The sequence below is a fragment of the Thalassospira sp. Z349TD_5 genome, assembly GCF_056173045.1.
Map to the genome: position 1 here is coordinate 2,449,673 of NZ_CM149654.1, position 14,092 is coordinate 2,463,764.

The following is a 14,092-nucleotide window of genomic DNA, read 5'->3' on the forward strand; positions in this document are numbered from 1 at the left end:
TCTCAACAAAATCAGGTGCCATCATGTCTGATCAGACAAAGAAACAATCCCCGGCAACCATCACCGCACAGGCTTTGGGCTGGGTCGATGACGCCACTAAATCTGTCACCCCACCGCTGTATCCGTCGACCACCTTCGAACGGAATACGGACCTGAGTTACCATGACGGGCGGTGCTATACCCGTGCCGATAACCCGACATATGATCAAACAAGTGCGGTTTTAAACGCACTTGAAGGCGGCACTGAAACCCGCCTGTTTGCATCGGGCATGGCGGCCGCCGTTGCAGTATTGCACGCACTTAATCCCGGTGATCATGTTGTTGCCCCCAAGGTCATGTATTGGGCGCTGCGCAGCTTTATGCTCGACAGTGGTGTGCGCGCCGGACTGACATTTGATTTTGTTGATAATGGTGACACCGCCGAATGGGTAAAACATATCCAGTCTGGAAAAACCAAAGTGGTCTGGCTTGAAACCCCGGCCAATCCCGATTGGCAAATCACCGACATTGCCGCCGTGGCCGATGCCGCCCATGCGGCGGGTGCACAGGTCGTGGTTGATAACACGGTGGCCACCCCGCTTTTGACCCGCCCGATTGATTTTGGTGCGGATATCGTCATGCATTCAGCAACCAAATATCTGAACGGCCACAGCGACGTTTTGGCCGGCAGCCTGACCACCGCCAAGGACAGCGAGTTCTGGCAACGTGTGTGTAAGCAACACGCATCGGGCGGCGCGGTTTTGGGTGTGTTTGAAACGTGGTTGTTGCTGCGTGGTATGCGCACCTTGTCGATCCGGGTCGAACGGGCCTCTGCCAATGCCATGGCGATTGCCAAACATTTTGAAAACCATCCGGAAATCGAACAGATCCAGTATCCCGGCCTTGAAAGCCACATCGGCCATGACATCGCGAAAAAGCAGATGACTGGTGGCTTTGGTGGCATGTTGTCGATCCGAGTAAAGGGCGGCGGCAAACGAGCAGTTGAATTCCACAACCAGTGCAAACTGTTTAAACGCGCCACATCGCTTGGCGGGGTTGAAAGCCTGATTGAACACCGCGCATCGGTCGAAGGCCCGACAAGCCCCGTACCTGATGATCTGTTGCGGTTGTCGGTTGGCATCGAAAACGGCGATGACCTTGTTAACGACATCGAAACAGCTCTGACCTTAAGCAAATAAGCCTTATTGTTCCATCATCGGGGATGTGCCTGTGACGCCATTGCGACTGACAACACCAGCATACAAGTTGATATCCTTATGCGGCCCAATTGCCGCACGCCGATTGGGCGTTGTCACTGGAATTGTAACCACCGCAATCTTGCTTAGTCCGCCAGCAAAAGCCGATGAAGCCCTTGCGAATAATCCGGCCAAAACAAACGATGTTAGCGCTAACATCGTGATTACAGATGTCAGTCCCCTTCCGCCTGCACCGGGGTTGATTTTTGATGTTCAGGCCGGGGAATACATCATGCTCGGCGAACTGGTCCGGCGCATTGGCGACGCCAAATATGTCCTGATCGGGGAAAAGCACGACAATCCGATCCATCACCACCATCAGGCTGAACTGATTGATGCGCTGAGCAAATCGGGCAATCGCCATCGTGCGGTCGTTTGGGAAATGTTCACCCGCGATCAGCAGGATTCGCTTGACCAAAACTGGCACGATTTGACTGTGGCGGATCTCGGTCTGGCCATGACTTGGGAAGATCGCGGCTGGCCATCCTGGCAGGATTACGCCCCGATTGCACAAGCCGCACGCAACAATGATCTGGCAGTGGTGGCGGGCAACCTGCCAGATGATATTTTACGCTCGATGATTGCCGATGGTGTTTCGGCCCTGCCAGATGATTTGGCAAAGGATCTTTCGCTTCCTGATATTCCCGCAGACATTCAGGTTCTGCTTGATCAGGAAATCGCCGAGGGGCATTGCAACACGTTGCCAAAATCAATGCTACCTGCCTTTTCAACCGTGCAATTTGCCCGCGATGCATCGCTTGCGCGTGCGATGTATGATGCCGCAAACAGTGACACCACAGATGGTGCCTATCTGATTGCCGGTGCGATGCATGTCCGCCGTGGCATCGCCGCCCCATGGCATCTAAGCCGGTTTGATACGAACCTGACCGATCAGGATGTCGCAGTTGTCAGTATGATCGAGGCGGATGATCCAAGTGACGATCCCAGCAATATTGAAGATTACGCACTGCGGTTTGGCGCATCTAATGCGATTGATTTCATGTGGTTCACCAATGATATCGTGCGCGGCAATCCGTGCGATGACCTTAAAATGGGTCAGTAACGCACAAGATCGACTTCCCCTCGTCCCGTAGGTTTTAGGACCATCTCACCGACTATTTCAGGCGGCGCGGCAACCAGTCCGTTGTCGCGACCGGTTTGCCCTTGTGCGACTGCATGACACGTGGGCGCACGACTTCCTTGGCTTCTGGTGTGGTTGCAGATTTGCGCACCGACGCATAGAAATCGACCAGTTCCTGATAGGGGATGATCGTCCCTGTACCCGCCTTGTAGGCCTTGGTATAGGGCGGATGGTTACACACGGTCATGCTGAGATGTTCGACCGTGTGGTGGCCAAATTGTGCCCAGATGCTTTCGATGAAATGCGATGTTTTCGGATCAACCGGTTTAAGCCGCACATCGGGGCGGCATTCTTCCATCACGGCATACAGGTTTGGCTCGACCGGACCGAATTCCTCGGCGACAAAGATGGCGGGCATCAACATGTTGCCGTGGTAATTTGCCCCGTAATAGGCTTGCGCCAGATACAGAAGCCGGTGCAGCTTTTGCGGCTGCAGATATTCGTTATCATTCAGCGCATGATCGATAAGTCTGAATGCTGCTTCAAAAACCGTATTGAGAACCGGCTTGTTCTTCATGCTGCGCCCGATGGTCTAACTAAGAATTAACAACAGGTAATCATACGGCCTATGGCAGACACCAACAAGCACCCACCAGCCCATTTTTCAAAATTTTGAATGAAGATTGTTCTGCCAAACAGCGATCAGACAGACGTATCAAGATGCGTCCCACGATAGCCCGCACCATGTACCACCGCATTCACCACGGCGTAAAAAGACGTGCCGCTGTTTGACGACAGATCGAACGGAATGCTGGGATCAAGCAGGCTTGCGAAATCAATGTCGCCCTGCGGTTCAATCGCGCCGTCCTTGTCACTGGAACGGCGCGCGGCCGACATGCCGCGTTGTTCTGTGCGTTGGTCTTTTTGCTCGCTAGAATGCCCCTGCCCCGATTGGCGTTTGTGTTTACCATCGACATAGGCATTGAACAAAATGCCGTCATCGTCGGGGTTATATCCGAAATGCTGGGAAGATTCTTCGACCTGACTGTTGCGGTCAACTGTTGCCACACCGCGCGCACCCGCAGCCATCAGTCGCCCGTACTGACTGACTTGCGTAACGGCCTGCGGTGTATTTACAGCAACAACCATTTTCCATTCCCTGCCGGTAACCGGCAACGCATTAAATTTTATTCAACTACAACATTATACTCGAAAACGGGGCAAAACGGCAGAAAAATCGACAAACCGGCCTAATGAGGCCTGTTTTAATCGCCTTCAAATTCAACCAGATGGAATTCATCGACACCTCGGTCGCGGATTTTCTGCGCGCCGCCAAGGTCGGGCAAATCAATGATAAAGGCGCAACCGGCAACGTCGCCACCGGCCTTTTCAACCAGATCAATCGCACCAAGAGCCGTCCCACCGGTGGCAATCAGATCATCCATGATCAAAACGCGCTGACCGGGTTTAATGGAATCCTTATGGATTTCAATCACATCCGAACCATATTCCAGATCATATTCAACACTGATGGTTTCAGCGGGCAGCTTGCCCTTTTTACGCACCGTGACAAACCCGATGCCAAGCGCAACGGCAACTGCCGGACCAATGACAAAGCCACGGGCTTCGATCCCGGCAATCACGTCGATGTTTTTATCCTGATACTCGGCGGCGAAACCGTCGATCACATCACGCAATCCGTCCGCATCGGAAAACAGCGTCGTGATATCGCGGAACATAATTCCCTTTTTCGGATAATCGGGAATGGTACGGATCAACGACTTAATCGACATGGGAAACTCCGCTTAGCAATCAGGCATAAAACGCTTTTTGGGATAAACGACGAACATGGTCGCAGCTTACCCTGCATAAGCATCACTTGATGCCTCAAACCGATTGCCTTGGCAAGGTCGATCACCCTGCCCGCTACTGAATCCGGTCGTTTATGTTTGCCGCGTGATCAGGCTGCGTGGGCAATTGCCGTGCGCGGCACAGATGCCTTGGGTCGCGTGACAAAATCATTGGCAAGTTTCTTGCTGATTTCAGCCCGTATACCACGCGAAAGGCCGGTTTCGGCGGCTTGCCGATTGCCCCATACCGCGCGGTAAAGGCGATAGTCATGGTCATTGATCTGACCGAATACTTTTTCGACTTCCATCAGAGTTTGGACATAACTCTTTTTCATGTCAGCCATCCTGTTGCTCGTGCCGTTTCACGAGATATTTCGCGAAACAATGACGGGGCGTTCATGCCGCGTCCTTGGAGCAGCGATATAATCGGTGTTTGGCGGTCTCTCAACGTCAGGACGGTGACAACATCGGGAATATTTTGTGACACCCCGCCTTAATCGCAAAAGCCGCAGCTTTTCGGGCAATGACAACTATAATATTTCCGTCACGTATCAGCAGTTGCAAAACCAAAAACGCCTGTCTTCTCAAACGGAAAACAGGCGCTTCAAATTTTCGCGATATGTTTGGTTTCAGCAGCGCTCACGCAGGCCTGACAGGTTTGGCTTTCAGTTCAGCTTTTTGGCGGCCTCTGCCTGCTTGGCTTCCTGATCAATCTGCTTTTGAAGGGCCTCGCCGTATTCACCGTAAATCCGACCTTCAAGAGACAGTTCAAGGAAACGGATGTAATCGCGCTCATCTGAAATCTTGGCGCGCGCCACGGCAATCACGTCAAACGGACTGGCAGCATCAAGATCATACTTACGGATCAAACCCACCATTTCAGCGGTGATTTGATCGAGTTTTTTGCGCGTATCGCTATATGAAAGCGTCATCAAACAGTCCTGTCTTTCGGATGTATCTCTTGGCGTGGTTATGCCTGTTGATCGTAAGGCTGACAAGTCCCCGCGCCCGGTCTTTCCAGATCAATGCGCCGATGACCCTGCGCGCGCCACACGACTTTACCTTGTCTTGACGCACATCAAAGCACGCAGCCCGCGTTCAGACGATGTTCGGTTCATCCATGAACCACAGGAAATCCGTGCGGGGCATCCGCGTGGTTTGTCCGTTACTGCCACCCGGGGAAGAAATATGCGCATTCTGTCTGCCTTCAATGCCATGGGCATCCGCAAACGTTTCATGTGGGCGTCTGCGTTCGGTGTGACAACAACTGTGGTCATCGCGCTTTTGATGATGACCATTGTCGAAGAACGCGCCATGGATGCCAAGCTTGATCAACTTAGCCAGAATGAACTGACGTCTCTTCATGCCCTGATCGTCAATGTTATGGCGGCCCGCCCAGATGATGTTGATGATATTGGTATTAACGTTTTCAACAACTGGTTTGACAGCCGCAACCAAGACTACCCCGGCGAACTTTGGTCTGCGTGGGGGCCAACAACGGTCGCCTACATGCAGGAATTTGGTGACAAGCCGATCAAAGCCCCACGGGACGCCATTGATATCGAAGCCATCCAAACCGGCAAAACCATCGGTCGCTATACCGATGATGGCACCTATCGCAAATCCATGCCGATTGTTCTGGGTGTGACCAAGGGGGCGGACCACGAAGTTTGTTTTAGCTGCCATGGTGCAATGGACGCCCAAAAAGGCGATGTGATCGCAGTCCTGTCGTCCAGCCTGTCTGTAGCCCCGGAACAGGCAAAAACCAACCGCATCCTGATCGGCATCTTGATCGGCGGGATCGCGATTGCGATTGCCACCATCATCGGTATGCGCGTTTTGCTCCCAAGGATCGTGACCGGGCCGCTGTCAAATTTGGGTGCGGATATGACAGCCCTTGCCAATGGCAATACAGATTTTGAAATCAATGCCCTGACTCGCCGCGATGAAATCGGACGCATGGCGCAATCGGTTGATGTCTTTCGCACCAACGCCATTGCCAAAAAGAAGATGGAGGCCGAACAACACGCCGCATTCCAACGCCGCGAAGAACGCATGGGCAAGCTCGAACACCATATTGAGAATTTTGATAGTCTGATCGCCAAAATCATCGATGCGGTATCGCATTCAGCAGGCGAAATGCAAACAACGGCGCGTGGTTTGGTGCAGGCCGCTGACCTTGCCAGCAAAAGTGCAACAACCGTCGCCGCCGCGTCCGAAGAAGCCACCGTTAATGTCCGCACTGTCTCGAACGCCGCCGATCATTTATCCGCATCAATTTCCGAAATCGGTCAACAGGCTCAGCAATCCAGCCGCGTTGCGCAGGAAGCATCGCGCGAAGCCGAACAATCATCCGCCACAGTTGCGGGTCTGTCGGATGCTGCCAACCGCATTGGTGAAATTGTCGAGTTGATCAGTGACATTGCCGGTCAGACGAACCTTCTTGCCCTCAATGCCACCATTGAGGCCGCCCGTGCTGGCGAAGCAGGCAAGGGATTTGCCGTTGTCGCGGCCGAGGTCAAAAACCTTGCCAATCAGACTGCGCGTGCGACCGATGACATTTCAGCACAGATCGCCGCCATTCAGGAAGAAACCGGTAAAACGGTGACTTCTATCAGCGATATCGCAGATGTAATCACGCGGATTACCGATATGACCAACACCATTTCGGATGCGGTTCAGCAACAGTCCGAAGCAACCGACGAAATTGCGCAAAATGTTGAACAGGCGGCCATCGGCACACAGGAAGTCAGTTCCAACATCGAACGTGTTAGTGGCACTGTATCGGAAACCGATCAGGCTGCCCATCTTGTGTTGGCCGTTGCCGACGAACTTGGTGGACTGTCGGTTGATCTGCGCACCGAGGTTGACAAGTTCCTTAGCGACATTCGGGCGTCTTAGAACATTCACGAACCTTGATTATGTAACCTGAAGCTGGCGAAACCTTGTATTTCCCCATTGGCGGGCAAAAGTAAAGGTATCAATTTACGAGCAGATGGGCGCCTCCACTGATCTAAACGTCACGCGATACCTGATCGAGTGCCTTAAAGGAAGGGATGATCACCGGACGGCATACTCAATACCCTGGAACCCCTGCTCCCCTTAGACACCTGCATCCTTCAAATCAGGCAATATCTCGCCCCAAGTTTTACCGAATGGCAACCATTGGGACAGCTATGCTAGCGTAAAAGATCTAGACTGTTTATAAAGAACGAAGTCATCGGTTGGGGAATTCCGATGCGTACTTTCTGGGGGAATGAGAGCAACCATGTCGTTTACGACAATTTTGGGCATCATGGTCGGGCTTGGGCTGTTTATCGGATCGATTTTTATTTCGACCGATAACTACCTTGTATTTGTGAGCCTTTCGAGCGCATTGATGGTTATCGGCGGCACACTCGCCGCGACATTTATTGCCTATGAAGCACGCTATGTACTGCTTGCCTTAAAACTGATTTTCAAGATTTTTCGTGCCCCGCAGATGGGCCGTGGGCAACTGACCGGCGAAGTCGGCCGTGTTGTCAAATGGGGATATCTTCTGCAGAAAAAGGGCATCAACGCGCTTGAGCAGGAAGCCGAGCGCGTTGGCAAGGACGAACCTTTTCTTGGCTGGGCAATGGAAGTGGTCATTACCGGCTACGACGGCGATGAAACCGCCGATATGCTCCATAACGCAATTGAAAATGCGTTCAGCCGCAATCTGGTCCCGGTTTCAATCCTTAAAAGCATGGCGGCGGCTGCACCGGCTTTTGGCATGATCGGCACACTGGTCGGTCTTGTCATCATGCTTGATAAAATGGCTGATGATCCGACGTCATTGGGTGCCGGTTTAGCAATTGCCTTGATCACAACGCTCTATGGCATTGTTGCCGCCCGGTTTTTCTTTATGCCCGCCGCCAGTAAAATTCAGCAGCGCGAAGAAATCATGCGGTTTCGCAATTACCTGATTGCCGAAGGCCTGATCATGCTGGCCGATCGCAAAGGCCCACGCGCCATTCAGGACAGAATGAACTCATTCCTTGATCCTGCGATCCACTTTAACATCGACAAGTCGTCAAAGTAACAGCCCGTCACGCGCACTGATCTGCAAGAAATGAGCGACTGACAAAAGGAAGACATCATGGCACGCCGCAGAAAAGGCATGCAACGCACAGAGGAAGAACAAGTCAACGAGGACTGGCTGGCAACCTATGCCGATGCCATTACCCTTTTGATGGCCTTTTTCGTCATGCTGGTCAGCTTTTCCAAAGTCGAAATCCCGATCTTTGAAAAAGTGCAGGCCGGCATTGCCGAACAAATCGGCAAACGTGAGGTTATCCGACCGACCGAAGTGCTTGAAACCGACCTGAAAGATGTCGTTTTCAATATGGCGATGGACAGTGATGTCAATGTGTCCACCGACGATGAAGGCATCTTGATGGAGCTTGGCAGTGGCGCGTTTTTCCAGCCAGGATCGGCCAATCTGACACGCGACGCAGTCGTGTTCCTCAAAGACACAGGCGACCTGCTAAAACAGCCGCGCTATCTGGGTTTTCAGGTTGAAGTCGCCGGCCACACCGATGACAGCCCCATCAGCACCCGGCGGTTCCCGTCAAATTGGGAGTTGGCCGGAGGTCGCGCCATTGCCGTTGTGCGATTTTTGCACGCACTTGGGGTTGACCCCGATCAAAAACGCATGCGCGCGATTTCATATGGTGACACCAAGCCAAAGCTACCCAACCGCGATGATTTCGGCAACCCAATAGAGGAAAACCGCGAGGCAAATCGCCGCATAGAAATTCGCATCTTCCCGAAATATTCCCGCGTTTTCTAAACACCAAACACCCCAAAGTGACCTGACGTTTCATCACGTTAGGTCACTACATGACGACACGTTACCGTGTTAGGAAACCGGGAAAATTCGCCTATTCGATCCGAAGAACCATTTCATCACGCGCGGCAAAGGCATCCGCCCAGGTCGATCTGGCTTTTTGTTCGATCACAGTCATGGCGGCATCATTATGATCCGGGTCATGATGGAACAGGGCCAATCGTTTGGCATTAGCCGCCCGGCACAACCGAATACCTTCCTGCCATGTGGAATGCCCCCAACCCACCTTGGCGGGGAATTCTTCGTCGGTATATGTGCTGTCGTAAATCACCAGATCGGCATTTTGAATAAAGTCTAAAATGGCCTGATCAGGTGTATCGGGATCATGTTCGGTATCGGTGACATAGCACACCGAATTACCCTCATATTCAACGCGGTAAGCCGTCGCCCCATTCGGGTGGCGCAAAGGTGCCGTCTTCACGACAATGCCTTCACCCGGATGCAATTCATCACCAACATTGAAATCCTCGAACGTCAGCTTGGATCGCATGGTCAACAAGGGCACCGGGAATGTCGGGTCTGCCATCTGGGCGGAAAACACCCGTTCCACCCCACCCTGATTGGTCAAATGCCCTGCCATCACCTTAAACGACGCATCCGGGTTATAGGCAGGGACAAAGAACGGAAAACCATTGATGTGATCCCAATGGGTATGGGTCAAATAGATTGTGGCGTGGGTGATCTTGCGACGGATCATGTCCTTGCCAAGGTTGCGAATGCCGGTCCCGGCATCAAAAATCAGAACCTGATTGCCAATCCGCATTTCAAGGCAACTGGTGTTGCCGCCATACACAACATGGTCCGGTGACGGGCACGCAATGCTTCCACGCACCCCCCAAAATTTGACCTCAATCGTCATTTAACGGACCCCGGCTGACTTCTGTTCGCGTGATGCGAACCAATGATGAAATACCCTTGAAAGATATCACTTTTCCCAGACAAACCAATCACAGATTGCTGTCATCAAGGCGATGTTTTGCAACCGCCGTTCCAATCACGGCATCAAACTGCTGATCGGCGCGTCCGCAATTAACCGCGATTTCACACAGGCCGATTGAGTTGCGATAGTGAAATCCTTCTCCCAAGTTCACGTCTGAAAATGTGCGCGCCCCCGAGATAACCTGATTGTTGAGCACCAGTTGATCTGACATTTTTTGCGCCAGTAGTCCGGTCATCAGGTTGCCATATGCATCGACATAGATCACTTCCGCCAGCTCATCTGGCCAGCCTTGCGCCGTTATATTTCGATCTTTGGCCGCCATTGGGCGCGTTTCAAACGACGTATTAGTCGCAATCATCGCCGCAACCGGCGCAAAAATATCCCGCCCGTGAAAACTGGCCGACGGATCATCTGGCATCCAGTCAATCGTGCGCATGGAAACGTCTTTGCCGCGCCGCATGATGATTTCAAACAGACCGTTGTCCGGCCCGACAAATGACACCCCATCACTTTGCACAATCACCCCTTTTCGCGCACTGCCAACGCCGGGATCAACCACCGCCAGCACCACATCACCGGGCGTGAATTCGCAACAAAGGGCTGCCAGCAGATAACTCGCTGCCTTGGGATTACGATCTGGCGCATCCACCATCAAATCGCACACCGGCACAGCGGGTGCCATGCGCATCACTACTGACCGCATGCTGCCGCTGTAGGGTCCGTTAATGCCAAAATCGCTAAAGATAAAAATCATCACTTTGCACCGTTTTGGGAACAACTTGCGGATAGCCTTGCACAAACAATAACGCCGGCGGGATACAAGATCACGAAGGATCAACCCACCGGCGTTATATCAATATCTTGGGCTTAAGGCCGTTTGCCCCAAACCCCTGCTGTGAGAGCGTTATTTAACGTCGCAGAACTGACCACGACGTTTAAGGTCCGTGCACAGCGATTTTGCCGCACTGTCACTAAGCCCGGTCGCCATCAGGCGATAATATGTGCCTTTGCCGGAAATTTCGGCGCGTGTTACACCATGCTGCAAGGATGCCAACTCACCATAACGCCCCTTAAGGACTTGCCAGCCCCGCTCAGCCTGCTGTTCATTGCGGTACGATGCAAGATGGGCTGAACGCCCACCACTTGCCATCGGTGCGGCATCTGCGGCCATGGCGTCGGCATCGCCCGGTTGAACAGCACGACTTTCGCCTGTGGCGACACGGCGTACCGGCTCACCGGAATTAACGCGCATAACATTTGCCTGCGCTGGCTCGATAATCGCAGCCTCGATGGCGTCGCGTTCCCGTTTGAATTCATCGGCTGTCACAAGCTTCATCTGCGACAGGTCTTCGATCCGGGCAATCTGGCGGGCCGCATCCATCAAGCCTTGTGGTGCGGGTGCCGGTGTTGCACGCTGGCGTGGCTGGGCGGGCAACAACGCATCCAGAATGGCGGTGCGTTCTGCAACGTGTTCCTGAACTGTGATCGCACCGATTTGCAAGGCGCGGTTCAACTGGTTCAACCGTTGTTCGACCTGCGACCCGTCTGGTGGCGGGCTATCAAGAAAGGCTGACGGCACCTGCTGGCTCATTGGCAACAAGGCACCAAGGTTTGCTGAGCGCCGTGCGGAATATTCTTCGGGTGTGATCAGGCCGGTCGATTGCAGATCGCGCAAAATCCCGAACCGTTTTGCAATGGCTTCATCGCCTGCCGAAAGTGCCGCACCTGCCGGAATGTTCGCCGTCCGTGTCGCGGTCATGCCCGGTTTTGCCTGTGGCATGCTGTTGCCCATGCCAGCCGGTGTATCCATGCCACTGTTCACATTGGACAGCCCCGACGGCCCGGTGACAATTTGATCATTAATGCTAAGCGATCCGGGCAATCCGCGCTGCAAACGCATCAGGTTGAATTCCGCCGCATCGCGCAACGGGCGCGGCTGCGTGCCGCTTGCCGTACTCATCAAAACGGTTCCAGGCGGGTTCATGGCGACCAATGTGTCATAGCCATCCTTCGCACGGTCCGGTCGATTGGTGTTTTGATAAAGAACCGACCGCCACAGCATCGCGTGACCGTCTTGCGGATTTTTGCGCAATGCCTCGTCAAACAACTTCTCGGCCGAGGCATAATCGCCACTGGCAAGTTGCTGCAGACCAAGTGCGGTATAATTTTCATCCGCAAACGATGTTGCTTCGTCCCAGAAGTCCTGATCTAGCAGCGGCGCACAGGCCGACACCCATGAAACCATGCCGATTACAGCAAGCCCCTTGCTGATTTTCAGCCAGTTTGCGGTCCGCTTTGCGGATACCTGCATGGCGCCAATCCCCTATAATCTAAAGACAATTCGTAAAATCATACTGCATTCCCACCTGACAATTGGCAAAAAATTAGTATCGATTACCCCATATCACATTGATTTTGCACTCTGCTTGCCAAGAATTCGTTAAAGAAAAAACCGTAACTGTCATTCAGCTCCGACTTGCCCTTGGCAATAGATACTTCATATAAAAGAGACAGGCAGATCGGCGTATTAACCTGAACTTCAGAAGAATATGATTTGCTCCGGCGTTGCTCGCCATTGTATGGAATGAGCCCATAACGATATAAAACTATTAGTTTCTCTTTCAGGGGTCGCTCGTGATTGAACCGCAGCAATATGGTCAGCAGGCGTTACAGGAATACCTGTTGCTTGATTATGTGCAACGGCTGGAAACCCGGAAATACGGGCATCGCGCGGTACATATCCATATGTCGCGGATGAAACCGTTTCATCGCCGCGATTATCACATCCGCGTTGCGACCAATACCTTTGAAAGCTATGTGAAACTCTATGTCGGGCGTATTTTTGTTCTGACCAACAACGATCTTATTTTCGTGTGGAAAGACAAATCAATCGCCGATGTGGAGCCCGCGGTCGATACGCTGCGCTATCTGTTCCGCGATGATCCACTGTCACAGGACGACAGCGAGGAAACCGGCTTTTGCACCTGGTACAACCTGAATACCGAGTTTCAGGAATTCCTGCTGCTGTGTCAGCATCTTGATGAACGCGCCAAAAAGCTGCAACAAAACATCAACATGCGCGCAGCCCAGCAGCGCGACAAGGATGAAACCCTGCAGCCGATTGATGCGGAAAACCTCGCCCAGCTTGAAGAAACCATTCATTCGGCCGACCTTTCGGAACATATCCGTCAGCAACCCGTCTGCGTATTTGCCCATGGCGGGTCCAAGGAACTCCATCCGGTTTTCGACGAATTCTTTGTTTCCATCACCGATCTGCGCAATGCCTTGATGCCAAAGATTGATCTGGCGTCAAACCGCTGGCTGTTTCAGCATATGACCGAAGTTCTTGATAAACGCATGCTCAATTACCTGTGCAAGCGGACATTCAAGACACACGCCAGCTCATTCTCGTTAAACTTGAACCTTGGCACCCTGACGTCCAAGGATTTTGACAAGTTCGATGAAACCGTACGGCGCAAATGGCCGGGCAACGTGATCATCGAACTTAATCAGGTGGATCTGTTTTCCAATCTGGAAACATATTTGAAAGTGCGTGATGATTTTCATGAACGCGGTTATCGCATCCTGATTGATAACCTGACCGTGAAATCACTGTCCTTTGTGGATCGCAAACGGCTTAAGGCCGATTTCATCAAGGTCGCATGGCGCGAAGAAATGACCGACAATGTCATCCGCAAAAAGTACGGCGAGATGGACAGTCTGGTGAAGAATTCCGGGCGTGAACGCGTCATCCTGTGCCGGTGCGACAGCCCGACTGCCATCAAGTTTGGTCAGTCGCTTGGCATTACGCTATTTCAGGGACGCTACATTGATCAAATGATCGCCCGTCAGCGCCGCGCAAAACGTGCCGCAAAGGCCGGACAAAAGCCCGCAGCGGCAAAACCGGCCGCACCAAAACCAACCGAGCGCAAACCAACAAGCTAGCATCAGTCGCCAAGCAAATGCGCGAGTGCCCATAAGACCAATGACCAAAGCCGGGCACACCCCCGGCTTTTTCTTTGCCCGACTTGCTGACAACACCTGTCAGCAAACATACAATTCAAACCAGCTTGGCCAATTCCGGACTTGGCAACAAAGGAACAAAAGAAGTACAAA

General features: G+C 52.7%; 14 protein-coding genes. 6 read left to right on the plus strand and 8 right to left on the minus strand.

The features are described from left to right. Positions 1 to 23 precede the first annotated feature (23 nt). On the plus strand, positions 24 to 1,178 hold the full coding sequence (locus tag AC0VXT_RS11220; protein ID WP_475545507.1) for a trans-sulfuration enzyme family protein: 1,155 nt from the start codon (positions 24 to 26) through the stop codon (positions 1,176 to 1,178). 31 nt (positions 1,179 to 1,209) lie between these two features. Continuing rightward, positions 1,210 to 2,298: a ChaN family lipoprotein gene (locus AC0VXT_RS11225; protein WP_475545508.1), complete on the plus strand. Its 1,089-nt coding sequence runs from the start codon at positions 1,210 to 1,212 to the stop codon at positions 2,296 to 2,298. A 52-nt stretch (positions 2,299 to 2,350) separates the two neighbouring features. On the opposite strand, the gene AC0VXT_RS11230 is transcribed toward AC0VXT_RS11225, so the two are convergent. The 5 genes from AC0VXT_RS11230 to AC0VXT_RS11250 all read right to left on the minus strand — a co-directional run bounded on the left by AC0VXT_RS11230 (position 2,351) and on the right by AC0VXT_RS11250 (position 5,098). Continuing rightward, complete coding sequence (locus AC0VXT_RS11230) at positions 2,351 to 2,893, minus strand: Panacea domain-containing protein (RefSeq protein ID WP_101304633.1); 543 nt, start codon at positions 2,891 to 2,893, stop codon at positions 2,351 to 2,353. Between the two features lie 125 nt (positions 2,894 to 3,018). Further along, on the minus strand, positions 3,019 to 3,465 hold the full coding sequence (locus tag AC0VXT_RS11235; RefSeq protein WP_022730528.1) for a hypothetical protein: 447 nt from the start codon (positions 3,463 to 3,465) through the stop codon (positions 3,019 to 3,021). Positions 3,466 to 3,581: 116 nt separating this feature from the next. Then, positions 3,582 to 4,109 carry an adenine phosphoribosyltransferase gene (locus tag AC0VXT_RS11240; protein ID WP_022730527.1) on the minus strand — a complete coding sequence of 176 codons (528 nt, stop codon included), beginning with the start codon at positions 4,107 to 4,109 and terminating at the stop codon, positions 3,582 to 3,584. A gap of 167 nt (positions 4,110 to 4,276) precedes the next feature. Continuing rightward, complete coding sequence (locus AC0VXT_RS11245) at positions 4,277 to 4,501, minus strand: hypothetical protein (protein ID WP_475545509.1); 225 nt, start codon at positions 4,499 to 4,501, stop codon at positions 4,277 to 4,279. 330 nt (positions 4,502 to 4,831) lie between these two features. Next, entirely contained in the window at positions 4,832 to 5,098 is a 267-nt protein-coding gene (locus tag AC0VXT_RS11250; RefSeq protein WP_022730525.1) for a hypothetical protein, read from the minus strand. A 40-nt stretch (positions 5,099 to 5,138) separates the two neighbouring features. Between AC0VXT_RS11250 and AC0VXT_RS11255 the strand changes: the two genes are divergently transcribed. The 3 genes from AC0VXT_RS11255 (at position 5,139) to AC0VXT_RS11265 (ending at position 8,979) form a co-directional block, all read left to right on the plus strand. Further along, positions 5,139 to 7,067, plus strand: coding sequence for a methyl-accepting chemotaxis protein (locus AC0VXT_RS11255; RefSeq protein WP_475545510.1), 1,929 nt, complete (start codon positions 5,139 to 5,141; stop codon positions 7,065 to 7,067). A gap of 367 nt (positions 7,068 to 7,434) precedes the next feature. Next, a complete protein-coding gene (locus AC0VXT_RS11260; RefSeq protein WP_475545511.1) occupies positions 7,435 to 8,229 on the plus strand; it encodes a motility protein A in 795 nt (264 codons plus the stop codon). 57 nt (positions 8,230 to 8,286) lie between these two features. Beyond that, positions 8,287 to 8,979, plus strand: coding sequence for an OmpA/MotB family protein (locus tag AC0VXT_RS11265; protein ID WP_475545512.1), 693 nt, complete (start codon positions 8,287 to 8,289; stop codon positions 8,977 to 8,979). 91 nt (positions 8,980 to 9,070) lie between these two features. Here the strand turns inward: AC0VXT_RS11265 and AC0VXT_RS11270 are convergent, their stop codons facing one another. The 3 genes from AC0VXT_RS11270 to AC0VXT_RS11280 all read right to left on the minus strand — a co-directional run bounded on the left by AC0VXT_RS11270 (position 9,071) and on the right by AC0VXT_RS11280 (position 12,287). Continuing rightward, the gene (locus AC0VXT_RS11270) at positions 9,071 to 9,895 is read right to left on the minus strand and encodes an MBL fold metallo-hydrolase (protein WP_475545513.1); all 825 of its coding nucleotides are present in this window, start codon (positions 9,893 to 9,895) and stop codon (positions 9,071 to 9,073) included. Between the two features lie 88 nt (positions 9,896 to 9,983). After that, the gene (locus AC0VXT_RS11275) at positions 9,984 to 10,730 is read right to left on the minus strand and encodes an SAM hydrolase/SAM-dependent halogenase family protein (protein WP_475545514.1); all 747 of its coding nucleotides are present in this window, start codon (positions 10,728 to 10,730) and stop codon (positions 9,984 to 9,986) included. A gap of 150 nt (positions 10,731 to 10,880) precedes the next feature. Next, positions 10,881 to 12,287, minus strand: coding sequence for an SPOR domain-containing protein (locus tag AC0VXT_RS11280; RefSeq protein ID WP_475545515.1), 1,407 nt, complete (start codon positions 12,285 to 12,287; stop codon positions 10,881 to 10,883). Positions 12,288 to 12,610: 323 nt separating this feature from the next. On the opposite strand from AC0VXT_RS11280, the gene AC0VXT_RS11285 reads away from it, so the two are divergent. Further along, positions 12,611 to 13,921, plus strand: a complete 1,311-nt coding sequence (locus AC0VXT_RS11285; RefSeq protein WP_475545516.1) for an EAL domain-containing protein — start codon at positions 12,611 to 12,613, stop codon at positions 13,919 to 13,921. Positions 13,922 to 14,092 lie beyond the last annotated feature (171 nt).

Bases quoted from the DNA above. Each gene is read 5' to 3' on its own strand.
- AC0VXT_RS11220 (WP_475545507.1), top strand. From the start codon at position 24: ATGTCTGATCAGACAAAGAAACAATCCCCGGCAACCATCACCGCACAG.
- AC0VXT_RS11230 (WP_101304633.1), bottom strand. From the start codon at position 2,893: ATGAAGAACAAGCCGGTTCTCAATACGGTTTTTGAAGCAGCATTCAGA.
- AC0VXT_RS11235 (WP_022730528.1), bottom strand. From the start codon at position 3,465: ATGGTTGTTGCTGTAAATACACCGCAGGCCGTTACGCAAGTCAGTCAG.
- AC0VXT_RS11240 (WP_022730527.1), bottom strand. From the start codon at position 4,109: ATGTCGATTAAGTCGTTGATCCGTACCATTCCCGATTATCCGAAAAAG.
- AC0VXT_RS11245 (WP_475545509.1), bottom strand. From the start codon at position 4,501: ATGAAAAAGAGTTATGTCCAAACTCTGATGGAAGTCGAAAAAGTATTC.
- AC0VXT_RS11250 (WP_022730525.1), bottom strand. From the start codon at position 5,098: ATGACGCTTTCATATAGCGATACGCGCAAAAAACTCGATCAAATCACC.
- AC0VXT_RS11255 (WP_475545510.1), top strand. From the start codon at position 5,139: ATGCCTGTTGATCGTAAGGCTGACAAGTCCCCGCGCCCGGTCTTTCCA.
- AC0VXT_RS11260 (WP_475545511.1), top strand. From the start codon at position 7,435: ATGTCGTTTACGACAATTTTGGGCATCATGGTCGGGCTTGGGCTGTTT.
- AC0VXT_RS11265 (WP_475545512.1), top strand. From the start codon at position 8,287: ATGGCACGCCGCAGAAAAGGCATGCAACGCACAGAGGAAGAACAAGTC.
- AC0VXT_RS11270 (WP_475545513.1), bottom strand. From the start codon at position 9,895: ATGACGATTGAGGTCAAATTTTGGGGGGTGCGTGGAAGCATTGCGTGC.
- AC0VXT_RS11275 (WP_475545514.1), bottom strand. From the start codon at position 10,730: ATGATTTTTATCTTTAGCGATTTTGGCATTAACGGACCCTACAGCGGC.
- AC0VXT_RS11280 (WP_475545515.1), bottom strand. From the start codon at position 12,287: ATGCAGGTATCCGCAAAGCGGACCGCAAACTGGCTGAAAATCAGCAAG.